Source organism: Francisella salimarina (assembly GCF_007923265.1).
GTDB classification, from domain to species: Bacteria; Pseudomonadota; Gammaproteobacteria; order Francisellales; family Francisellaceae; genus Francisella; species Francisella salimarina.
In genome coordinates this window covers 29,835-51,276 of the sequence record NZ_VOJA01000001.1, presented here as the reverse complement: position 1 = coordinate 51,276, position 21,442 = coordinate 29,835, and the positions used below count along the sequence as shown (strand labels likewise).

Sequence of the window (21,442 nt, the reverse complement as noted above, 5' to 3'; positions counted from 1 at the left end):
AGAAATCACTTATTCATTTGCCATATTATTCTAAGTCCATGAAGTAATAAATCTGAGATAATTACATCAAAGTATTGTTCTTTCTCAAATAAGTGAGCATACCCTCCAGTTGCGATTAGCACGGGAGGTTTATCTGAGAAATTCTCTTGAGAGATTCTACTAATTATCTCTTTTATGGCTCCTAATTGACCATATATAAGACCAGATTGAATTTGAGATATAGTTGTCTTACCTAAAGCAGAGCTAGGTTTTGATATAGTCACATTTGATAGTTTTGCAGTCTTTTGCGATAAGCTATCCATTGATAGATTAATTCCAGGTAGAATTGCACCACCTATATAAGATTTATTTTGCTTGATAGCGCATATAGTTGTTGCAGTACCAAAATCAACAATGATAATGTTCTTAGATGGAAAGTTAGATTTAGCTGCAACTGAGTTTGCAACACGATCTGCACCTAAATCTAGAGGGTTTTTGATATCAAGTTTTAATCCTGTTTTTATTCCAGGTTTTAGCTCAAGAGGTGTTATCCCTAAGTATTTTTTACAAGCAGAATTAACAGAATACTCTAAATGAGGAACAACAGATGAAAGTACAACTGCTTCAATATCTTCAATATCAAGCTTTTTCCTCTCAAAGAATGATAACAGAAATATGCCTAGCGTATCGGAGGTACACGGAGTAGTAGAAGGGTAGCGAAAGTTGTGCTTAATTTGATCACCTACAAATACTCCACCAAAAATATGTGAGTTACCAATATCTATGCATACTATCATTTATTATTCTCCGATTTTTAGGTCAACAAGCTTAGGTTTTATATTTTCTCTAGTAGGATCAATTTGCGCATAACTAATTATAAACAGCTGATCACCTATTTCACATCTTCTAGCAGCAGGGCCGTTTAGTGCGATAGTTTTACTATTTGGCTCGCCCTTGATTACATAAGTTTCAAGACGCTCACCGTTGTTTAAGTTTACTACTTGTACTTTCTCATTTTCAATAATATTTGCCTGTTTCATTATTTCACTATCGATAGTGATACTACCTACATAAAATAAATCTTTGCCAGTTACAGTAGCGTATGAGATTTTTGATTTTAAAACTGAAATTAACATGATGGTCCTGTCTCCTTTAGGAAGTTGTCAATTAAACGTACTTTACCAATATAAAGTGCCAAAAATATTCTGTTATTAAGTTTTTGAATGTATTCTGTTGTTGCACCACTAGAGTTAATCTTATTAGTTAGTTCTTCTAAGTCTGAGAAATTATCTTGTCTAAGTATTTCGTATACTTTATTAGCAATCTCTATGTCATTAGATGTTAGATTTTTATTTCTAGAGCTAAGAGGAAGCCCTGTTGCTTGTCTTTGTGTTGAGCAAACTATAACCTTTGTTTTGATAAAAAAATCTTTAACAAGTTGTTTTATTAGCATAACTTGTTGATAGTCTTTTTCGCCTAAGTAGAGATTATCAGGCTTAGTGATTTGTAATAGCTTTAGTACTACAGTTAGCATACCACTAAAATGTCCAGGTCTAGCTTTACCTTCTAGGATATTCGCAATTTCAAGCTCAGGTTGTATTCTCAATAGGTTACCATCGGGATAGATATCTTTTTCACTAGGGTTAAATAATATATCGACATCAAGAGATTCTAATATTTGTATATCTTGCTGTAGTTGGTTTGGATATGTTTGATAATCATTTGGATTATTAAATTGAGTTGGATTTACAAATATACTGACAATAGTAATTTCATTTTCTGATTTGGCTTTTTTGATTAGGCTTATATGACCACTATGTAACGCACCCATTGTTGGGACAAAGCCTATTTTTCGATCTTTAGTGAAACTTTCTCTTAGCAAATTAAATTGCTCAATATTTTTAGCAATAATCATAGCTATACTCCTTAGTTGGAAAAATATTAGCTTTCGTCTCTTTTACATACGTATTTATAGCTTCAGAAAATATCTCAGAAGCATTTATATATTTCTTGACAAATTTTGGTTGAAAGTCAGTATTCATACCCAGCATATCTTGGAGAACCAAAATCTGACCATCAGTATCACTACCAGCTCCAATACCTATTGTTGGGATATTCAAATTCTGTGTAATATTTTTAGCAATATTTATCGGTATACATTCTAGAACTATCCCAAAACATCCTGCTTGCTCAAGAAGCTTAGCTTCTTCAAGTAAATGCCTAGCAGCTTCTTCAGTTTTACCTTGAACTTTAAAACCACCAAAACTATTTATAAATTGAGGAGTCATACCAATATGACCCATGACTGGAACACCAGAATCTACGATATGTTTGATAATATCTAAATTTCCTGAACTACCTTCAAGCTTAACCGCATGAGCTCCTGATTGAATCAAAGCCGTAACAGCTTGCATAGTTGTTTCTAATGATTGGCGATAACTCATAAATGGCAAATCAGCGATGATGAATTTATCTGTAGCACCATTAGCTACCGCTTGAGTCATGAACTGTATATCAGCTAGAGTTGTATAGGTAGTATTTTTTTTACCCAGTAATACCATACCTCCACTATCTCCAACGAGTATACAATCTATATCTGTTGAGTTTATGATTTTAGCTAAAGTATAGTCATAGCAAGTTACCATCGAGATTTTTTCTCGATTCGATTTAGCTTTTTTGAAGCCTAAAACTGATTTCATTTCATCTTTTCTCCTTGTTTGAAAATTGATTAACAATGGCTCTAAAAACATCATAGAAATCATCATCAATTAAAGCATTAAGATCCTTTTGTAGTGTAAGGCTATCCCCTCTAGCTATCGGGCCTGATAGGGCATGATGATTGTGTTTGATATTTTTAAAAGTGGTTTCTAAAAATGGTGTTAGACAGTCTTGATTTATACCAAAGCGATTCTGCATTTCAGTATAGAATTTTTGCCAAATCAATGTACTAACATTGTTCGCTAAAACACACATTGCGTGATAATACGCTTTTTGACTTTTATCGATACAAAAATTAGCGTTAGGTAGCTTAGGTAAAAGCGCACTAAATGCGATATCTCTATCACAAGTTACAAATGCAATCGATTTGTACTCATCTAAAGAGTATAAGTTCTTATCGGGGAAGCTTTGTAAAGGATGTGCTGAATAAGCATTTTCGATATCCAAAAGACCAGAGAAGTGAATCACTATTAGCCTTTTTGATTTATTTGTGAGATATTTATCTACAAAACTTTGTATCTCAGAGTCTTTGATTAAGACTAAAACATGAGTTGCATTAGCTAATAATTTATCAAGCTGATCTAACGATTCATTTCGAGACCATTGTCTAAAATCTAGTTTTAAGCATTCAAAATAATAGCACATATGTGCTGCTACATTGCCGTTGCCGACAATGACATATCTAGGTACCTGTTGCATAAATCAAGTCCATTTTTTAATTAAACTAAAACTGTGATTATTGCCTTTTTAAAAGGTCAATATTGTTTACAAATCATAAGTACCGTTACAAAATCGTATACAGTCTTATTTTTGTAATGCAGATTTATAACATATTGCAAAAAATCATACAATCTTTTGATAGCATTATTATTATATTTACCTAAGTTAAATAAATAAGAAAGCTCACAAATCTAGAGCTCTTTCTCTTATGCAAAAGCTACTAAATTAGTATAAAATAATCACTATAAAAAATTATGATAAACTTTTCTTGTAATGACTCCGAGTGATTTTATCTCTATAGACTATAAAACTTTAACTAAAGCACAATTAAAATCATATATTGATGATCTTGCAGAGTATCTAGGTGAACAAAGCTATTTGTACCATACTATAGATAAGCCAGTTATTACTGACTCAGACTATGATAAGTTATTCCGATTATTACAAGATTTAGTTGATGATAATCCACAGCTTAAGCCATTAAACTCAGTATTAGATCGTGTTGGTGGAGAAATTTTAGCGGGATTTGAGACTATCAAGCATAAGAAGAAAATGACATCTCTGGCAAATGTTTTTAGCCTAGAGGAGTTGCGTGATTTTTATGACAAGATAGAGTATGACATTGAGCTTGAATGTGAACCTAAAATGGATGGCTTGGCTATTAGTATCTTTTATAAAAATGGTAAGTTTGATTATGCTGTTACGCGTGGTGATGGTATTCAGGGTGAAAAAGTCTCTGAAAATGTCAAAACCATCCGCAATGTCCCACTTAAACTAAATACTTTAAATCCTCCAGAGGAACTAGAAGTTCGTGGTGAGATTATCTTAGATAAGCAAAGTTTTCTATCTCTTAATGAGTATATGCAAACTCATGAGAATAAAACTTTTGCAAATCCGCGTAATGCAGCAGCTGGAAGTATTCGTATGCTTGACTCAAAAGTTGTAGCGAAGCGACCACTTAAGCTTTTTAGCTATGGTATAGGTTACTTCTCAAAAGACTTTGTACATCCTGAAACTCAATTTGAGCTTATGAATCTATTACAGAGTTTCGGCTTTACTATCAGTGATAATATGTTTTTGGCAAAAAACTTCTCAGAAGTTGAGGAGTACCACCATAAGATGAGTCATCAGCGTGCAGATTTAGCTTATGATATTGATGGTTTAGTTTTTAAGGTCAATAACATTAAACTACAAGATACTATTGGCTACACTGCTAGAGGACCTAAGTGGGCTATAGCATATAAGTTCCCAGCTGAAGAGGTTGAGTCAGAAGTGCTAAATGTAGAATTCCAAGTTGGCAGAACAGGAGCAATTACCCCAGTTGCAAGACTTAAGCCAGTTGCAGTTGGTGGTGTAATAGTTTCAAATGCAACTTTGCATAATATCAATGAAATCAAACGCAAAGATATCCGAGTCGGTGATAGAGTCATCGTACGTAGGGCAGGGGATGTAATTCCAGAAGTCGTCAAAAGCTTATCACAATACCGTAAGCCTGATGCACAGATGGTTGAGATGCCAACAAATTGTCCAGTTTGTGATTCAGCAATTGAGAATATCAACGATCAGGCTATATATCGTTGTACAGGAGGGTGGCATTGTCAGGCTCAAACTACTGAGCGCTTGAAGCACTTTGTCTCTCGTAAAGCAATGGATATTGATAAGCTTGGAGCTAAACTGATTGAGCAACTTGTTGCTGCAGATTTGATCAAGTATCCAGCTGATATTTATAAACTCAATTTTGAGCAATTGACAGGCTTAGAAAGAATGGGTGCTAAATCATCGCAAAATGTTTTAGACTCTATCACAAAAAGTAAAGAGCCAAGCTTAGCAAGATTTATTTTTGCAATAGGGATTAAAGATGTTGGTGAGGTGTCATCAGAAGCTTTAGCCAATCATTTTGGTAATTTAGAAAGCTTCCGTGAAGCTAAATTTGAGCAATTAATAGAGATTAATGATATTGGTGAAATTATTGCTAAAAATATTGTTTCATTCTGGCAAGATTCCCTAAATATACAAATTGTTGATGAATTACTAGGCAATTCTATTAATATCCAAAATCCAGAAAAAATTGAGCAAGCGCATAATGAGAGTTTTACAAATAAAACAATTGTGATTACAGGAACTTTTGAAAACTATAACCGTACAGAATTGACACAACTTCTTAAATCAATGGGTGCAAAAGTTACCTCAAGTGTCTCTAAAAAAACGGATATGGTTATTTGTGGTGATAATGCTGGAAGTAAGCTTACCAAAGCACAACAATTAGGTGTTGAAGTTATTTTAGAAGAAGGGTTAGCAGGTTTAATATAGATGATTATCTTAAAAGCTATTGAAGCTGATTTTGATCAAATGATAGAGGTATGGGAGAGTTCTGTTAGGGCAACTCATGGTTTTTTAGCAGAAGAAGATATAGTAAAGTTAAGAAGCTTAATAAGAAATGAGGTTTTCTATATAAATAGTATAGAAATATATGTTTTAAAAGATTTAGATAAGGTTATTGGTTTTGTTGGAACTTCTGATGTTACTATTCAAATGTTATTTATTTCTCCAAATTACTTTGGTAAAACAGTCGGGCGAATTTTACTTAAATATGCTTTAGAAAATAAAAAATGTACTAAAGTTGAGGTAAATGAACAAAATCCAAGAGCTCTAAAATTTTATCAAAAGCATGGTTTTCAGATAAAAGCGCGCTCAGAGCTTGATCATCAAGGAAATCCTTTTCCTATTCTCTTTATGGAGTTATAGCGAAGTGTTCAAGAAAGGAGATGTGATTTTTATAGTAGATAATGCAGAGAAGAATATTTCTAGTTTATCTACTGGATTTAGTGGCTATAGCTACTATCATTGTGCTTTATATATAGGCAATGGGGATATTATAGAAGCTATTCCTGTCGCGGGAGTTATACAAGCTAAATTATCTAAATACTCAAATAAAAAAACTCTAGTAGCTCGCGTATCTGAGAGTGAGGAATTTTTACAAGAAGTAGTTAATAATGCTAGTGAATTTATTGGCTTTGCTTATAATGATTTATTTTTACCGAATATAAAAGGCAAGCTCTATTGTTCAGAGTTAATTCATTTAGCTTTTAACAGTGTGTGTGGGGATAAATACTTTGCTCAGCATACCCTTAACTATATAGCACTTAACGATATTGAAGTATCGAAATATTGGATAGATTTTTATGGTGAGCATGGTTTAAAAGTCCCTCAAGGAGAACCTGGTTCACACCCTAATAATTTATCATTAGATAAAAAGTTTACTCATAGATTTTTTTTAGGTAGTATTTAATAACAGCGTAACTTTATATTTTGATATACGAGTTAGGTTGTGAGATACTTTTTATTGAATCACTTATAAAATAGCCTAAGGATTACTATGAAAATAAGAAAAGCGACATCTAAAGACTTCAAAGATATGCTATATATATGGAAAGAATGCATATCTACAACTTGTCAATTTCTTACAACAAGTGAGATAAATAAAGAAGTAGAAATTTTAGAAGAAAAATATTTAAATACACCAGAAACCAAGTGTTTTGTTCAAGTTGTAGATGATGAAAACGTCGGTTTTGCATGCATCAGAGATAAGGAGTTACTATTTTCTCCTGTACTACCAAGTTTTTTTGGTAAAGGTCTTGGTGAAGCAATGGTTAAGTACTTATTTGAGCATCATGATATAGATACTGCTTATGTCTATTGTTCTGATATGCACTCTCTAGCATTTTATACAGCATTAGGATTTATTATTGATGATAGAATAGATGATATTTTCTTTGATAATAGATATAAACTGAATAGACTAAAATTATCTATATCTCCAAAGGAAGGAGCTGAGAGAATTGCAGCTAAGAAGAAATCTTCTTAATCAAACAATAATAAAATCCGTCACCTTTATCTTCTGTTGGTAATATCTGATAACCATAATCAGTTTTATAATTTTCTAGAATTTTAATTTCTACAATCTCAGCATCTTGATGTTTTGATAGGAAATTCTTTATTTGTAATTGATTTTCTTGTTGTAATATTGAGCATGTAACATACAGCAGATAGCCATCAGTCAGTAGATTATTACACCATAGATTATCAAGTATTTGAGCTTGGAGTATTTGTATAGATTTTATATCCTGAGGCTTTCTTAATACTTTGATATCAGGATTTCTCTTAAGTGTGCCAAGAGCAGAACATGGGGCATCTAGGATGATTTTGTTATACTGTTCCGCTAGAGGTTGTGTCAGATCATGCTTGATTACATTTACATGATTATCTTTAGCTATTCTTGTTATATTTTCTTTAAGTAATTCTAAGCGTTTATCAATAATATCTATAGCTGTAATTTTAGCTTGTGGAGCTAATTCTAGGATATGAGTTGTTTTGCCACCAGGAGCAGCACAAGCATCCAGTATAATATCATTAGATTGTGTATTAATGATATGACCCATATACTGAGCAGATATATCCTGAACAGTAAAATAACCTTGTTGAAAAAGAGTATTATTTCTAACATCAATCGCTTTATCTAATTTGATGCAGTTCTTTAGCTCAGTTTTTGAATAGCTAATATTGTTTTTATCAAAATAATCAATAACATATTGAGGCTCTTTTGCTTCGTTCAGGCGAACAAACATATCTGCTTTTGAGTTTACAGCTTTAGCAATTTTTTGATAATCAATAGGGTATTGTTTTTTAAGCATATCATTAAGCCATGGCGCAAGATCATGGTTTTTATGCTCTGTATAATTCGGCGTAATATCCCCTAAATCACGAACTAGTTGTCTTAGTACGCCATTAACAAGTTTTTTTGCCCATAGTATCTTTAAATTTCTACAGGCTGCTACGGTTTCATTAATGCTAGCATAATGAGGTTGATTGATCTCAAAAATCTGTAGGATACCAAGCATTATTAGTATCTTAGCTTTTAGCTTAGTTTTTTCAGCTAAATATAAACTAGCTACATTCTCTAAAGAATAATAATTTCTAAAGAATTCATAACATAATAGTTTTACGAACGATTTATCTTTATCTGATAAATTATATTCAATAAGTTTATGTTCTATAGTTAACAGAGAGTATTTGTTATCAATGATATCTAAAATTGACTTAGCTGCAATAGCACGGGTATTCATTATTTGATATGTTTTGCTAAAATTTTGATAAGCTTAGGTTGGACTTTTTTATTACCTGCTACGATTAGACCAGATTCAAGATTGCTAGTACCATGAATATCAGTAACTATAGCACCAGCTTCTTTCATGATTATATATCCAGCTGCTAAATCCCATATTTTGACACTACCACAAGCCCATAATCCATCGATATAACCAGCCGCTAAGTAAGCCATGTCCATAGCTATACTTCCAGAATATCTATAGCCAGAAATCACTTGTTGAAGTTTGATAAGTTCAGCAACATAAGTATCTTTGAATATTCTACGTGAATATTTTAGAGATGCTGAAATCAAAGCCTTCTCCAAGTCTTGACTTTGTGCAACTCTAATTTTTTTGCCATTAAGTAGAGCGCCTTGTCCTTTATAAGCACAAAACATTAAATCTAAGAATGGATTATAAATAACACCTAAGACAATATCTCCATCTTTTTTAGCAGCTATTGAGATACAGCAGTGTGGTAAACCATGGACAAAGTTATTAGTACCATCAATAGGATCTATAATCCATGTGAAGCGGCTGTCTTTATTACCAAACTCACCACTTTCTTCAGTTATGAAATAGTCATTAAATCCAGATTTTTTGATATTATCGATGATAAAATTTTCTACGGCCACATCAATATTTGAGACTGTTGTATTATCAGACTTTTGAGAAATTTGTATAGTACTAGGATCATTTTGAGCTTGTAGAATAATTTTACCTGCTTTTCTAGCAATAGTTGTTACAGCATTAAGAATAGGTTTCATTGTTTGTGAAAATTATCAGATTATTATTTTTAGATATGATACATTATTTAGCTTCAAAATAGGATAGCTTTGGTCAAATAAGAGGCTATATTATACTAGTAATACCATAAGTGATTGCTATGCCGCCGAAAAATAACCATGCGAATAATATTAACGCTAATACTAAAGGTTTTATTCCAGCTTGGATAAATTTAGATACATGAGTTTCAAGTCCTAAAGCAGTCATCGCCATAGCTAATAAAAATTGGTCAGCTATTCTTATGTTACTAACAGTTGTTACTGGTAGTAAGTCTAAAGAGTTGAATCCTGCAACTATTATAAAACCAATAGCAAACCAAGGAATGATTTTCTTGATTGATCCTTTTTCAGGTTTTGAACCACTAATTCCACTCACAGTTGCCGCAGACTTAGCTATCCATATACCTATCACGATTAGCATAGGGGCTAACATCATCACACGAATCATTTTAACCGTTACGGCAACTTCTTCAGCATGAGCACTTACAGCACTACCAGCAGCTACTACTTGAGCTACTTCATGTATTGAACCACCTGCAAAAATACCGTACTGAGCATCAGTCATATGACCTAAAAGACCAGCTTTCATTAGGATAGGGTATAAGAACATTGCTGTAGTCCCGAATAATACAACTGTACCTACAGCCATAGCTGCTTTATATGGTTCTGATTTTAAAGTCCCTTCAGTAGCTAATACAGCAGCAGCACCACATACAGCACTGCCTGCAGCTACTAGAATTGAGCTATCTCTATCTAAACCAAATATCTTAGTACCTAGCGCAATACCTATAACCAAAGTTGAAACTAACATAATTATTGATACTGAAAGACCCGCTAGACCAACAGAAGCAATTAATTGAAAAGTTAGGTTAAAACCATAAAAGACTATTGCAAATCTAAGGATTTTTTTTGCACTAAATACAATACCTTCCTTCCATTTATGAATAATCTTACTTGCAGGTGTGTGAGTTAGGGCCATGCCTAGTACAATCCCTATAATTAGTGGGCTAATTCCAAGGTCTTCAATTGCAGGAATTTTCGCTATAAAATAAGCTATGCTAGCAAGAAATGCTACTAATAGCACGCCTAGGATCATTGGTTGAGTAAAATGTTTTTTCATGGTTCTCTATCGTTACTTTAAAAATAAGTTTTGTATAAATATACACTATCAGATTACCATTTTATAACTAAAAGTATTTATATCTTTTATTAGAAAAACTTATAGTTAATGCAGTTGCATTTAGGCATTTTTTTGTTCTTTTGAGAATAAAACAGCAAGGATTACAAGTATGAAAGATATTATATAAAAGATCACTACAGCATGCATTACACTAGTGAGTCCAAAATATTTGTTTATAAAGGCGCCTGTAGTTGTAGATAGAGCCGTACCTGTTGTACCAAATAAAAGAATTGTTGTAATAAGTGTTGGAGGAGCATTTTCCATTTGGAAAGTTCCATAAGCAAGTAAACCAGCATATATATAACAATTAAATAAACCAAATATTATAGCCGCTTTTATTACTGTGCTCATATCAGGGATATATAATATGCATGATAATGCTACCAATCCAACTAGCATAAATGTTGGTAGAATATATCTTAAAGGTACAAATCTTGTTATAAGTGGGCTTATAAACAATCCGACACATTGAGCTGTCCAGAAATATGAAAGAGGTTTGTTTGCATCAATCGTACCCCACCCTAATATTTCTTGGAAATAAGATTGAGCATAGCTAGTCATAGTTAATTGAGCTAGTAGAAACAAGAATGCAGCAAAAGCTATACAGTATAAACTTAAACTCCATGATGAAAAGCTTAGGTTTGTTTTAACATCGCTTTCAGTCTTATGTCTGTTTAGTATTGTGAAATCAGAAAAGATAACTAGAAGCAAAATTATAACAGCAGTTATTTGTAGTATTGAATAAATGGTATACCATTGAAAGTTTTGTGTGATCAGGTAGGCTGCAAAAATTGGAATCAGAGCTCCACCAAAACTAAAGAAGAAATCTGTAAAAATAACATTCATTGCTCTAATTTTATGATCGTTATAGATATGTACAATCATGTAGCTTGCTATTGCCATAAATAGTCCACCTGTTATACCTACACAAGTTAGCAACACCTTAAGAGTAAACATTGATGGAGTAATAGCAGTAACTAGTGATGAAACTACACCAATAGCCACAGCTGCTATTAATAATAGTTTTATTGAGAATCTATTCATCAAAATACCAATAATCAATATAGCAAACCACATTGCTACGTTGATAAATGTGAATGCAAAGCCAATATTACTATTATTAAAATATTCAGATAGGGGTTTCATGACAGCCCCTGTTACTAGAACGACATTGGCAGTATAAAAGTAACAAAGGTAACATATAAAAGTTATTAGTAGTTTATTCTTGAATGATGATGAATTATTTATTCCACTTTCCATGTTGATTTTATATTGTGAAGATATAGAATGGTTATTTTTGCACAAGTGGTTGCTTTTAGCAAGATAGGAGTCTTGTTAATTGATAGCAGACTTTATTTAAAAGTAATTAAGAATATGTATACAAAAATAATATGGCAAGATGACACTCCAAAATCAGAATTGTTTGATGATTTTTATTTCTCTAGTACATCAGGCATTGGTGAAAGTACATATAACTATTTAGAGCATAATCATCTAGAGAATAGATTTAAGAATTTAATGAATCATCAAGTCTTTAGAATCTGTGAAACAGGTTTTGGTAGTGGATTAAATTTTATTCTAACTATGAATCTTTGGGAAAGCTTAGCTCCCAATAATGCTAAATTAGAATATATCTCATTTGAGAAACATCCTATTTCACCATGTGATTTAAAAGAGATATTTATAGCACTAAATGGTATAGCAGGGCATGAAAAACTTTTGAGTACTTATGACCCCAAACCTGGGTTAAATATACTTAAATTTAATAATATAATTCTAAAATTGATTATTGATGACGCAAAATACATTGGTACTTATGATTTAGATACAATAGATGCCTGGTTTCTTGATGGATTTTCACCTGCAAAAAATAGTAGTATTTGGGATGAATCATTTTTTGTAGATATGGCAAAAGTCTCTAAAAAACAAACTAGCTTTGCAACTTTTACATCAGCATCAAAAATTAGAAAATTACTTCAGAAATATGGTTTTGAAGTTAAGAAAGATACAGGGTTCGGTAAAAAGAGGGAAATGATGTATGGTACTTTTATTGCTTAGCTAATTCTTTTATATGCTTGACAGCATCAAAAGTACTAAAGTTATACTCGGCGATTTTATTAACATAAAAAGGATCATTTCTGATAAATTTTTTAATTTCCTCAATACTGCCTTTAGCTAGTATAACACCTCCAGTCTTATCTGATTTGGGTCCTGAAGCTAGAAGGATGCCTTTGTCATATCCAATATCTAAAAACTCTCTATGTTGAGGCCTAATATTTGCTACCTGATCTTCATTAACGATATATTTCAAATCTATAATATGGATTTGCATGATATTTTCCTTATAAATAAAAAAAGCCACAAATGTGGCTTTATGATAATATGAAATCAGAGACTTCTAAATTAAACTTTTTTGAAAATGACTGATCCATTTGTACCACCGAACCCAAAAGAGTTATTAAGTACATAATCAATCTTCATTTTCTTAGCAGCATTAGCAGCATAATCTAAATTACAACCATCGTCTAGGTCCTGAAGGTTAATTGTAGGAGGAGCTACTTGATCTTTTATCGATAGTACACTGAATATTGATTCAATTGCACCAGCAGCACCTAACAAGTGTCCAGTCATAGACTTCGTAGAGCTCATTACAAGATCTTTTCTATACTGGCCAATTATTTTTTCTGCAACTTGAGATTCTTGTACGTCGCCTAGAGGAGTAGAGGTGCCATGAGCATTTACATAGTCAATAGCATCAGGATCATTTTCAAGACCAGCATCTGCCAAAGCGTTTTGTATACATCTCTCTTGTCCTGGAGCATATGGCATAGTCATGTGATAGCCATCAGCAGACATACCAAAGCCAAGTACTTCAGCATATATCTTAGCTCCACGTGCTTTAGCCTTTTCATACTCTTCGAGTACAACAACACCAGCACCATCACCTAGAACAAAACCATCTCTATCTCTATCCCAAGGTCTAGAAGCACCTTGAGGATCATCATTACGAGTTGATAATGCTCTAGCTGCAGCGAATCCACCCATGCCTATAGCGTTACTAGCCTTCTCAGAACCACCAGCAAGCATAGCATCTGCATCACCGCTAGCAATTAATCTTGCAGCCATACCGATGTTGTGAGTACCAGTTGTACAAGCTGTAACTATAGGAACATTAGGTCCACGTAAACCATGGTTTATTGAAATAATACCAGATAGCATATTAACAATAGACGATGGAATACAGAATGGTGATATTTTAGAAGGTCCTTTTGTATCTATTATAGATTTAGTAGTCTCTAATGTTTCGATACCACCAATACCAGAACTGACACAAACACCAAACTTATATGAATCTTCTTCAGATACCTTATCAATACCAGCATCTTTTAAAGCTTCATTAGCAGCAGCAATACCATAGTAGCAGAAAGGATCTACTCTTTTGGCATCTTTCTTGCCTACAAGTGCATTTACATCAAAGTTCTTAATCCTTGCTGCAAACCTAACTTTAAATTCGCTAATATCTGGAGCAGGTGTATCGAAACCAGTTAATGTTTCTACACCACTCTTACCAGCCAAAATATTAGCCCAAGTTGTAGGGACATCATTTCCTAAAGGTGTTACCATACCAAGGCCAGTAACAACTACTCTACGATTAGATTTCATAATTTAAATTAACCTGTTTATATTCATTTAGAAAAAAGTACGAATATATCGTACGGACTTGGAGATTAATTTTGATTAGTTTACTTTAGAATCGATATAATCGTAAACATCTTTAACAGTTCTGATTTTCTCAGCATCTTCATCTGGAATTTCAGTATCGAATTCTTCTTCTAGAGCCATTACAAGTTCAACTGTATCTAAAGAGTCAGCACCTAAGTCATCGATGAAAGAAGCTTCTGGTTTAAGATCTTCTTCTTTAACACCTAGTTGCTCAACGATAATAGAGTTTACTTTAGCATATACTTCATTTGCGCTCATGTTTTTTTCCTTCTTATTTTTGTTTTGAAAAAATTAAAATTACTATTCAAATCCAATGATATTATTTTTTAATCAGTTTTGCAATAACTTTGCAAAATTTAAGCCATATACATTCCACCATTTACGTGGATAGTTTGTCCTGTTATGTATTTTGCATCATCAGAAGCTAAGAAAGCAACAGTTGTTGCGATATCTTTTGGTTCACCCATTTGACCTGATGGTATTTTAGTTGAAATGAATGATTTTTGTTCATCTGTTAGCTTATCTGTCATATCAGTTGCGATAAAGCCAGGGGCAACAACGTTTACTGTGATATTGCGTGTAGCAACTTCATAAGCTAATGACTTTGAAAAACCAATAACACCTGCTTTAGCAGCACAATAGTTTGTTTGTCCAGGGTTACCAGCTGAGCCTACTACAGAGCCAATTGAGATGATTCTACCCCATCTTTTTTTCATCATGCCTCGGACGCATTCTTTTGACATGCGGAAAATTGAGCTTAAATTTGTGTTGATTACTGCTTCCCACTCATCCTCTGACATTCTCATCATTAGATTATCTCTAGTTATACCTGCATTATTAACTAGTATGTCTATAACTAGTTTTTCAGCTTTTACTTCAGCAAAGAAGTTTTTGATGCTCTCAATATCAGAGATATTTAAAACTAGGCCTCTAGCTTGAAAACCCTTGCTTTTCATTTCATTTTCAAACTTTTCTGCAGAGCCTTGGCTAGTGGCTGTGCCTATTACCATAGCTCCTCTAGTCGCTAGTGCTTGAGCAACTTCAAAACCAATACCTCTACTAGCCCCTGTAACTAGAGCAATCTTACCATTTAAAGACATTGTTAATCTCCTTTTAAATATTTTCTAAACTATCAACATTATTAGTGTCTTTGATAGTTAATGACTTATCGATTCTTTTTATTAGCCCTGACAAGACTTTATTAGGTCCGCATTCAATAACTTCAGTAACACCAAGTTTAACTAACTCTTCTATTGATTGAGTCCAAAGTACAGGCTTGTAGAGTTGTTTAATAACGGCTGATTTTATCTCTGTTGGAGTTGCATGTGATGTTGCATCATAGTTTTGTACTATAGCAGTAGTGGGTTCTTTAAATTCTACATTATCAAGCTCTGACTCAAACTTATCAGCAGCATTTTTCATAAGTGAGCAGTGTGATGGTACGCTTACAGCAAGAATTTGTGCTCTTTTAGCACCTTTTTCTTTTGCAATTATATTCGCTTTTTCAACAGCAGCTTTTTCACCAGATATTACGACCTGACCAGTTGAGTTGAAATTAGCTGCTTCAACAACTCCAGCATCAGCAGCTTCTTCACAGCTACTTATAACATCTTCATTTGACAGCCCTAGGACTGCACTCATCGCACATTCTTTATCAGTTACTGCATTTTGCATTAGTTTTCCGCGAGTTGATACTAGCTGCAGGGCATCTTTATATGAGATGCATTCAGCTGCTAGAAGGGCAGTGTACTCTCCTAGGCTGTGTCCAGCAAAATATTCCACTTTGAGTTCTGGATTTTGCTCTTTCAGCACTTTGTATATAGCATAACTTGTAGCTAGTAATGCTGGCTGAGTAAACTCAGTTTTGTTTAGTGTTGGCTCATCATTTTGGATGATATTCCATAGATCGTAGCCTAAATGTGTTTTAGCTTCGTCAATAATGCTTCTGAACGTTTCAAATTTTTCATAATAATCTTGAAGCATCCCTAGTTTTTGTGAGCCTTGACCTGGGAAAACCACAGCTATTTTTGACATAATAATTCTCCTTTATGATATTGAAGTAACTTTCAAAAAAAGATTAAATTTTTGCAATAAATCCACCCCAGACAAATCCAGCTCCAAATGCTTCTGAGATGATTGTCTCGCCAGGTTTAATTTGGTTTGTTCTGACTGCATGGTCTAGTGCTAAAGGTATTGAGGCTGCCGATGTATTACCATGATCTTGAAGTGTTGTAACCACTTTTGACATAGGCATATCTATTTTCTTAGCAGTTGAATTTAATATTCTATAGTTTGCTTGATGTGGTACTAACCAGTCGATTTCATTAGACTGTATCCCTGCTTCTTTAATTAAATCATCAGCAAGAGATGAAAGTCTTGAAACAGCAAATTTAAAAACTTTATTTCCTTCCATGATTAAGTATGGATCTATGTTTATTGCTTCTCCCCTGGATGTTGGAAGGTTGTTAGGCACATTTAGCATATCTAGACATGAACCATCAGTATAAAGTAAAGATGATAAAATCTTCTTCTCATGACTGGTTGAGATAACAACAGCACCAGCACCATCACCAAAAAGTACACAGGTAGAGCGGTCACTCCAGTCAAGAACTCGAGTCATTTTCTCAGCGCCAATTACTAGGATGTTTTTTGATGTTCCTGTTTCTACATATTGTTTTGCTATGTCAAGAGCGTATACAAACCCGCTGCAAGCTGCAGATATATCGAAACATCTAACGTTAAAATGATCAATCTTTAAGTTTTGGTGTACCATTGATGCTGTCGATGGCATAATAAAATCTGGTGTGCTCGTTGCTACTATTATCATATCGATGTCATTAGCATTAATCTCAGCAGACTCTAAAGCTTTTTCAGCAGCTTTAGTTGCCATGAAACTTGTAGTTTCTTTTTCATTTGCACAATGGCGTCTCTCTATACCAACTCTTTGTTTAATCCATTCGTCCGAAGTATCAACAAATTTACTTATATCTTCATTGGTTAAGATTTTTTCAGGTAAGTAACTTCCTGTACCAAGTATTTGCGAAAACATTATATACTCATACCTATTTAGTTAGATTAGTAACAAAAACTATTATTGTAAGCAATCCAAAGAAAGCCTACTATCTTGAAATATTGTATCATGATTGAATGTGATTAAAGAACTTTTTCTAATGATTCTTGAATTGTTTTTGGTATATTGTGTTTGATTTCTTTGATTGCTTCATAAATGGCAGTTTCAAATGCATTAGCACTTGCACTACCATGACTTTTAACGACAATACCCGTTAAACCTAATAATGATGCGCCATTAAAACTATCTAGGTTCATTCCTTTTTTCATCTTTTTGAATAAAGGTAGAGACATGATTACAGGTATTTTCATAAGTAGCGATGTTTCTGTAATCGATTTTTTAATTAATGATTCTATAAGTCTTAAGCTACCTTCCATTGTTTTAAGGGAAACATTGCCGACAAAGCCATCACATACAATTACATCTGTACTATCATCAAAAATATGTTTTCCTTCAATATATCCTTGATAATTGATAAAATCACAACTCTGTAAAAGTTTTGAAGCATTTTTGATGTTATCTAAGCCTTTCATCTCTTCTTCACCAATATTTAGCAGAGATACTCTGGGCTCAGCTAAGCCTTTTGAGCTGGCAGCAAGTATTGAGCCCATGATTGCGAATTGGAAAAGCTGTTCAGAAGAGCAAACCACGTTCGCACCCAAGTCTAACATATAAGTTTTGCTGAGCTGTTTGGTCTCTCTATTAAATGCTGGAAGTGCATATACTATAGCAGGGCGATCTACACCGTTCACAGTTTTTAAGACAAATTTGGAGGTTGCCATTAATGCGCCTGTATTACCAGCACTCACACATGCATCCACTGTACCATCTTTAACAAGGTTTATTGCTACACGCATTGAAGAATCTTTTTTCTTTCTTACTGCAATTGATGGAGACTCATCCATACCGACAGTTTCGCTAGCATGATGAATGGCAATTCTTTGTAAAACTGGCAGTTTTATTTTTTTGACTTTTGAATATCTGTCTAAAGCTCTTTTCACCTTGTGGTGGTCTCCGACTAATACTATTTGTAAGTTAGAGTCTTTCTTAACTGCTTCAAGAGCTGCTGGGATAGTGGTGTTTAGACCATTATCTCCACCCATTGCATCTATAGATATTTTGTAACCCATAATAAATAAAACTTCCTATGTCGCTAATTGATATATTTCTAAATACTCACTAACCAAGGCATAAGTAATAGTGTGAGATGATTCTAAAGGTTGACTGGAATGATATTAGTCTTCAGATTTTGTATCTACTACTTTTTTACCTTTATAAAAGCCATTTGGCGAAACATGATGTCTTAAGTGCAGTTCACCTGTAGACTTATCAGTAGATAGAGTTTGAGTTGTTAAAGAATCGTGAGACCTTCTCATGTCTCTTTTTGATCTGCTCTTTTTGTTTTGTTGTACAGCCATTTTTAGATAACCTCTTTTATTTAATTTTAAATTCTAAATTCTGTGTTACTTAAGCTTTTTGAGAACCTCAAAAGGATTCACTTTTTCTTCGGTAACAATTTCTTGCTCGCTATAGTATGAATGTTTTTTTGTCTTTTTACAAGAGCTAGAGTCTTTTTTTGGCGCCATGGGTAGTTCTAAAAGTATTTCTTCTTTGATAATATCTTGTAAATCTATTATTGCGCTTTCACAGATGAACGGTTCATGTAGGCTGTCTTGTACGAGCCTATCATCCTCAGTGATTATTATGCTGTTTGACACAGAGATAGGGTAGTTAAATTGCTCGAGTGATTCTTGGCAAATTAGTTTAAGTGAACCGTCTATGTGATATTTAATGCACGCATGATTTTTTTCTTCAAAAAAAGAGAATGAGCAGTTAAATATGTGTGTTGTATTAGCTATAAGTTTAGAAATGTTGTTTAAATTTTCTACAGCAATATTGATATTTTCTAAGTCTCTTTTTTGCTTTGCATATATGCCATAATTTACCTGGCTATGTTTGCCTTTCATACATTATATTTTCATTGTCGTATTGTTATACTATTCTATATACATTTCTTGTTTTATGAAAGTCTCTACTGTATCATCTTACTAGTTATATTTTTTTAAATTGACAATACAGTAAAAGGATCAAGTAATAATGTCTTTATCTATCCCTAGAGAATTTTCAAATGCTATAAGATTTCTATCTATCGATGCAACACTTAAAGCCAAGTCAGGACATCCTGGTATGCCAATGGGTATGGCGGATATCGCTACAGTTTTGTGGACCAAGTTTCTTAAACACAATCCTCAAAATCCAAGCTGGACGAATCGTGATAGATTTGTACTTTCAAATGGTCATGGTTCTATGCTTTTATATTCTTTACTGCATCTTAGTGGTTATGATTTAAGTATTGATGATATTAAAAATTTTAGGCAACTTCATTCTAAAACTCCAGGTCATCCTGAATATGGTTATGCGCCAGGTGTAGAGACTACAACTGGACCATTGGGTCAAGGTGTGGCCAATGCTGTTGGTATGGCACTAGGTGAAAAACTATTGTCAGATAGATACAATACATCTGACTTGAAAGTAATAGATCATCACACCTATGTATTTTTAGGCGATGGGTGTCTAATGGAAGGAGTATCTCATGAAGCGTGTTCGTTAGCTGGTACCTTAGGTCTAAATAAATTAATAGCATTTTGGGATGATAATAGTATTTCTATAGATGGGGATACAAAAGGTTGGTTTACTGATAATACAGTTGAGAGATTCAAAGCCTACGGCTGGAATGTGATTGAGGATGTAGATGGTCATAATTTCGAAGCTATCGAAAAAGCTATAGTTAAAGCACAATCTGAACAAAGTAAGCCAACTTTGGTTTGCTGTAAAACGGTTATTGGGTTTGGCTCTCCAGAAAAGGCTGGTACCGCTTCTGTACACGGCTCACCTTTGAGTGAGCAAGAAAGAACCTCTGCTGCAAAAGAGCTTGATTGGAATTATGCTCCTTTTGAAATTCCTAATGATGTATACAAATTCTGGGATGCTAAAGAAAAAGGTCAAGCTTTAGAGACAAATTGGCAGAAACAATTGGATTTATATAAGAGTAATCCTAAGTTTGAAGAATTTAATAGAGTATTGAAAAAACAGTTGCCTGCAAATCTTGAGCAAGAAGTTAATCAATATATTACTTCACAATTAGCGAATCCTGTAAAAGTGGCTACGCGTAAAGCATCTCAGATGGCTTTAGAGGTGTTGTGTAATAATATGCCAGAAATGTTTGGCGGTTCAGCAGATTTAACAGGATCAAATAACACTAATTGGAGTGGATCAATTTGGCTGAACAATACCGATAAAGGAGCTAACTATCTTTCTTATGGGGTGAGAGAGTTTGGTATGGCTGCTATTATGAACGGTCTAAGTTTATACGGTGGTTTAAAGCCATACGGAGGTACATTCTTAGTATTTAGTGATTATTCTAGAAATGCTATTAGAATGTCTGCTCTTATGAAACAGCCTGTTGTGCATGTGATGTCACATGATTCAATTGGGTTAGGGGAAGATGGTCCTACTCATCAACCTATTGAGCACGTTCCTAGTTTAAGATTGATACCAAACTTAAATGTTTGGAGACCAGCAGATACCATTGAAACAATGGTTGCTTGGAATGAAGCGGTTAAGTCTAATGAGACTCCAAGTGTTATGGTACTAACGCGTCAAGGTTTAGAGCCTGTGGTTCAGACGAAAGAACAAGTTTCTAATATTGTGAAAGGCGGATATTTAGTCAGAAATAATAACGATGCTAGACTAACTATTGTAGCTACTGGCTCAGAAGTCGAGTTAGCTATTAAAGTAGCAAAAAAATATGAAGACAAAGGGGTGGAGGTTAATGTTGCTTCTATTCCATGTGTCGACGTTTTCGATACTCAAACTCAAGAGTATAAAAAATCAGTAATAAGAGATGATATTCCAGCGATTTTTGTTGAGATGGCTCAGCCTGATGGATGGTATAAGTATATGCCTAAAGCTGGTGGTGAAGTAAAAGGGATTTATAGTTTCGGTGAGTCCGCGCCAGCTGAGGATTTATTTAAGCATTTCGGTTTTACTGTAGAAAATATCAGCAACATAGTTGCTAAATATGTGTAATAAACTTTCGAAAGATAATATCTTAAGGAGATTA

The 21,442-nt window shown here is 33.7% G+C and carries 24 protein-coding genes; 6 read left to right on the top strand and 18 right to left on the bottom strand.

The features are described from left to right. Positions 1 to 5 precede the first annotated feature (5 nt). From FQ699_RS00230 to panG, 5 genes are read right to left on the bottom strand one after another with little or no spacing between them, the layout of a single operon-like run. Complete coding sequence (locus FQ699_RS00230) at positions 6 to 776, bottom strand: type III pantothenate kinase (protein ID WP_146420626.1); 771 nt, start codon at positions 774 to 776, stop codon at positions 6 to 8. Between the two features lie 3 nt (positions 777 to 779). Beyond that, entirely contained in the window at positions 780 to 1,115 is a 336-nt protein-coding gene (gene panD, locus FQ699_RS00225) for an aspartate 1-decarboxylase (RefSeq protein ID WP_146420625.1), read from the bottom strand. Further along, complete coding sequence (gene panC, locus FQ699_RS00220) at positions 1,109 to 1,894, bottom strand: pantoate--beta-alanine ligase (protein WP_146420624.1); 786 nt, start codon at positions 1,892 to 1,894, stop codon at positions 1,109 to 1,111. The genes panD and panC overlap by 7 nt, the downstream gene beginning before the upstream one ends. Beyond that, on the bottom strand, positions 1,881 to 2,678 hold the full coding sequence (panB, locus tag FQ699_RS00215; RefSeq protein ID WP_146420623.1) for a 3-methyl-2-oxobutanoate hydroxymethyltransferase: 798 nt from the start codon (positions 2,676 to 2,678) through the stop codon (positions 1,881 to 1,883). Before panB ends, panC begins: the two co-directional genes overlap by 14 nt. A 1-nt stretch (position 2,679) precedes the next feature. Beyond that, positions 2,680 to 3,396 carry a 2-dehydropantoate 2-reductase PanG gene (gene panG, locus FQ699_RS00210; protein ID WP_146420622.1) on the bottom strand — a complete coding sequence of 239 codons (717 nt, stop codon included), beginning with the start codon at positions 3,394 to 3,396 and terminating at the stop codon, positions 2,680 to 2,682. Between the two features lie 294 nt (positions 3,397 to 3,690). Here panG and ligA point away from each other — a divergent pair, with 294 nt between their 5' ends. The 4 genes from ligA to FQ699_RS00190 all read left to right on the top strand — a co-directional run bounded on the left by ligA (position 3,691) and on the right by FQ699_RS00190 (position 7,282). Next, positions 3,691 to 5,727, top strand: a complete 2,037-nt coding sequence (gene ligA / locus FQ699_RS00205; protein ID WP_146420621.1) for an NAD-dependent DNA ligase LigA — start codon at positions 3,691 to 3,693, stop codon at positions 5,725 to 5,727. Then, positions 5,728 to 6,162: a GNAT family N-acetyltransferase gene (locus tag FQ699_RS00200; RefSeq protein ID WP_218961586.1), complete on the top strand. Its 435-nt coding sequence runs from the start codon at positions 5,728 to 5,730 to the stop codon at positions 6,160 to 6,162. It abuts the gene before it with no gap. 4 nt (positions 6,163 to 6,166) lie between these two features. After that, a complete protein-coding gene (locus tag FQ699_RS00195) occupies positions 6,167 to 6,706 on the top strand; it encodes a YiiX/YebB-like N1pC/P60 family cysteine hydrolase (protein WP_013922741.1) in 540 nt (179 codons plus the stop codon). Between the two features lie 87 nt (positions 6,707 to 6,793). Continuing rightward, entirely contained in the window at positions 6,794 to 7,282 is a 489-nt protein-coding gene (locus tag FQ699_RS00190) for a GNAT family N-acetyltransferase (protein ID WP_146420620.1), read from the top strand. Here FQ699_RS00190 and rsmB read toward each other — a convergent pair. The 4 genes from rsmB to tsgA form a co-directional block, all read right to left on the bottom strand. Then, on the bottom strand, positions 7,263 to 8,540 hold the full coding sequence (rsmB, locus tag FQ699_RS00185) for a 16S rRNA (cytosine(967)-C(5))-methyltransferase RsmB (RefSeq protein WP_146420619.1): 1,278 nt from the start codon (positions 8,538 to 8,540) through the stop codon (positions 7,263 to 7,265). The genes FQ699_RS00190 and rsmB overlap by 20 nt on opposite strands. Beyond that, positions 8,540 to 9,328 carry an inositol monophosphatase family protein gene (locus tag FQ699_RS00180; protein ID WP_013922744.1) on the bottom strand — a complete coding sequence of 263 codons (789 nt, stop codon included), beginning with the start codon at positions 9,326 to 9,328 and terminating at the stop codon, positions 8,540 to 8,542. Before FQ699_RS00180 ends, rsmB begins: the two co-directional genes overlap by 1 nt. An 85-nt stretch (positions 9,329 to 9,413) precedes the next feature. Continuing rightward, entirely contained in the window at positions 9,414 to 10,466 is a 1,053-nt protein-coding gene (locus FQ699_RS00175) for a YeiH family protein (RefSeq protein ID WP_146420618.1), read from the bottom strand. Between the two features lie 120 nt (positions 10,467 to 10,586). Then, positions 10,587 to 11,786 (bottom strand): MFS transporter TsgA, encoded by a 1,200-nt coding sequence (tsgA, locus tag FQ699_RS00170; protein ID WP_146420617.1) that lies wholly within the window; start codon positions 11,784 to 11,786, stop codon positions 10,587 to 10,589. Positions 11,787 to 11,900: 114 nt separating this feature from the next. Between tsgA and mnmC2 the strand changes: the two genes are divergently transcribed. After that, a complete protein-coding gene (mnmC2, locus tag FQ699_RS00165; RefSeq protein ID WP_146420616.1) occupies positions 11,901 to 12,584 on the top strand; it encodes a tRNA (5-methylaminomethyl-2-thiouridine)(34)-methyltransferase MnmC2 in 684 nt (227 codons plus the stop codon). On the opposite strand, the gene FQ699_RS00160 is transcribed toward mnmC2, so the two are convergent. From FQ699_RS00160 to FQ699_RS00120, 9 genes are all read right to left on the bottom strand, one after another. After that, on the bottom strand, positions 12,574 to 12,858 hold the full coding sequence (locus tag FQ699_RS00160) for a YciI family protein (RefSeq protein WP_146420615.1): 285 nt from the start codon (positions 12,856 to 12,858) through the stop codon (positions 12,574 to 12,576). The two genes, mnmC2 and FQ699_RS00160, sit on opposite strands and share 11 nt — an antisense overlap. 71 nt (positions 12,859 to 12,929) lie before the next feature. Then, positions 12,930 to 14,189 (bottom strand): beta-ketoacyl-ACP synthase II, encoded by a 1,260-nt coding sequence (fabF, locus tag FQ699_RS00155; protein ID WP_146420614.1) that lies wholly within the window; start codon positions 14,187 to 14,189, stop codon positions 12,930 to 12,932. Positions 14,190 to 14,264: 75 nt separating this feature from the next. Continuing rightward, a complete protein-coding gene (gene acpP, locus FQ699_RS00150; RefSeq protein WP_004287370.1) occupies positions 14,265 to 14,507 on the bottom strand; it encodes an acyl carrier protein in 243 nt (80 codons plus the stop codon). Positions 14,508 to 14,605: 98 nt separating this feature from the next. Beyond that, the gene (gene fabG, locus FQ699_RS00145; RefSeq protein WP_146420613.1) at positions 14,606 to 15,349 is read right to left on the bottom strand and encodes a 3-oxoacyl-ACP reductase FabG; all 744 of its coding nucleotides are present in this window, start codon (positions 15,347 to 15,349) and stop codon (positions 14,606 to 14,608) included. Positions 15,350 to 15,362: 13 nt separating this feature from the next. Beyond that, positions 15,363 to 16,283, bottom strand: a complete 921-nt coding sequence (gene fabD / locus FQ699_RS00140; RefSeq protein ID WP_146420612.1) for an ACP S-malonyltransferase — start codon at positions 16,281 to 16,283, stop codon at positions 15,363 to 15,365. Between the two features lie 43 nt (positions 16,284 to 16,326). Continuing rightward, positions 16,327 to 17,298, bottom strand: coding sequence for a beta-ketoacyl-ACP synthase III (locus FQ699_RS00135; RefSeq protein ID WP_146420611.1), 972 nt, complete (start codon positions 17,296 to 17,298; stop codon positions 16,327 to 16,329). A 104-nt stretch (positions 17,299 to 17,402) separates the two neighbouring features. Next, a complete protein-coding gene (gene plsX / locus FQ699_RS00130; RefSeq protein WP_013922753.1) occupies positions 17,403 to 18,449 on the bottom strand; it encodes a phosphate acyltransferase PlsX in 1,047 nt (348 codons plus the stop codon). Between the two features lie 105 nt (positions 18,450 to 18,554). Continuing rightward, positions 18,555 to 18,737 (bottom strand): 50S ribosomal protein L32, encoded by a 183-nt coding sequence (rpmF, locus tag FQ699_RS00125; protein WP_146420610.1) that lies wholly within the window; start codon positions 18,735 to 18,737, stop codon positions 18,555 to 18,557. 45 nt (positions 18,738 to 18,782) lie between these two features. Further along, complete coding sequence (locus FQ699_RS00120) at positions 18,783 to 19,286, bottom strand: YceD family protein (protein ID WP_013922755.1); 504 nt, start codon at positions 19,284 to 19,286, stop codon at positions 18,783 to 18,785. A gap of 130 nt (positions 19,287 to 19,416) precedes the next feature. Between FQ699_RS00120 and tkt the strand changes: the two genes are divergently transcribed. Then, positions 19,417 to 21,408 carry a transketolase gene (gene tkt / locus FQ699_RS00115; protein ID WP_146420609.1) on the top strand — a complete coding sequence of 664 codons (1,992 nt, stop codon included), beginning with the start codon at positions 19,417 to 19,419 and terminating at the stop codon, positions 21,406 to 21,408. The last annotated feature ends 34 nt before the right edge of the window (positions 21,409 to 21,442 follow it).

Coding starts and splice junctions, on each gene's coding strand:
- FQ699_RS00230 (WP_146420626.1), bottom strand. CDS start 776: ATGATAGTATGCATAGATATTGGTAACTCACATATTTTTGGTGGAGTA.
- panD (WP_146420625.1), bottom strand. CDS start 1,115: ATGTTAATTTCAGTTTTAAAATCAAAAATCTCATACGCTACTGTAACT.
- panC (WP_146420624.1), bottom strand. CDS start 1,894: ATGATTATTGCTAAAAATATTGAGCAATTTAATTTGCTAAGAGAAAGT.
- panB (WP_146420623.1), bottom strand. CDS start 2,678: ATGAAATCAGTTTTAGGCTTCAAAAAAGCTAAATCGAATCGAGAAAAA.
- panG (WP_146420622.1), bottom strand. CDS start 3,396: ATGCAACAGGTACCTAGATATGTCATTGTCGGCAACGGCAATGTAGCA.
- ligA (WP_146420621.1), top strand. CDS start 3,691: ATGACTCCGAGTGATTTTATCTCTATAGACTATAAAACTTTAACTAAA.
- FQ699_RS00200 (WP_218961586.1), top strand. CDS start 5,728: ATGATTATCTTAAAAGCTATTGAAGCTGATTTTGATCAAATGATAGAG.
- FQ699_RS00190 (WP_146420620.1), top strand. CDS start 6,794: ATGAAAATAAGAAAAGCGACATCTAAAGACTTCAAAGATATGCTATAT.
- rsmB (WP_146420619.1), bottom strand. CDS start 8,540: ATGAATACCCGTGCTATTGCAGCTAAGTCAATTTTAGATATCATTGAT.
- FQ699_RS00180 (WP_013922744.1), bottom strand. CDS start 9,328: ATGAAACCTATTCTTAATGCTGTAACAACTATTGCTAGAAAAGCAGGT.
- FQ699_RS00175 (WP_146420618.1), bottom strand. CDS start 10,466: ATGAAAAAACATTTTACTCAACCAATGATCCTAGGCGTGCTATTAGTA.
- tsgA (WP_146420617.1), bottom strand. CDS start 11,786: ATGGAAAGTGGAATAAATAATTCATCATCATTCAAGAATAAACTACTA.
- mnmC2 (WP_146420616.1), top strand. CDS start 11,901: ATGTATACAAAAATAATATGGCAAGATGACACTCCAAAATCAGAATTG.
- FQ699_RS00160 (WP_146420615.1), bottom strand. CDS start 12,858: ATGCAAATCCATATTATAGATTTGAAATATATCGTTAATGAAGATCAG.
- fabF (WP_146420614.1), bottom strand. CDS start 14,189: ATGAAATCTAATCGTAGAGTAGTTGTTACTGGCCTTGGTATGGTAACA.
- acpP (WP_004287370.1), bottom strand. CDS start 14,507: ATGAGCGCAAATGAAGTATATGCTAAAGTAAACTCTATTATCGTTGAG.
- fabG (WP_146420613.1), bottom strand. CDS start 15,349: ATGTCTTTAAATGGTAAGATTGCTCTAGTTACAGGGGCTAGTAGAGGT.
- fabD (WP_146420612.1), bottom strand. CDS start 16,283: ATGTCAAAAATAGCTGTGGTTTTCCCAGGTCAAGGCTCACAAAAACTA.
- FQ699_RS00135 (WP_146420611.1), bottom strand. CDS start 17,298: ATGTTTTCGCAAATACTTGGTACAGGAAGTTACTTACCTGAAAAAATC.
- plsX (WP_013922753.1), bottom strand. CDS start 18,449: ATGGGTTACAAAATATCTATAGATGCAATGGGTGGAGATAATGGTCTA.
- rpmF (WP_146420610.1), bottom strand. CDS start 18,737: ATGGCTGTACAACAAAACAAAAAGAGCAGATCAAAAAGAGACATGAGA.
- FQ699_RS00120 (WP_013922755.1), bottom strand. CDS start 19,286: ATGAAAGGCAAACATAGCCAGGTAAATTATGGCATATATGCAAAGCAA.
- tkt (WP_146420609.1), top strand. CDS start 19,417: ATGTCTTTATCTATCCCTAGAGAATTTTCAAATGCTATAAGATTTCTA.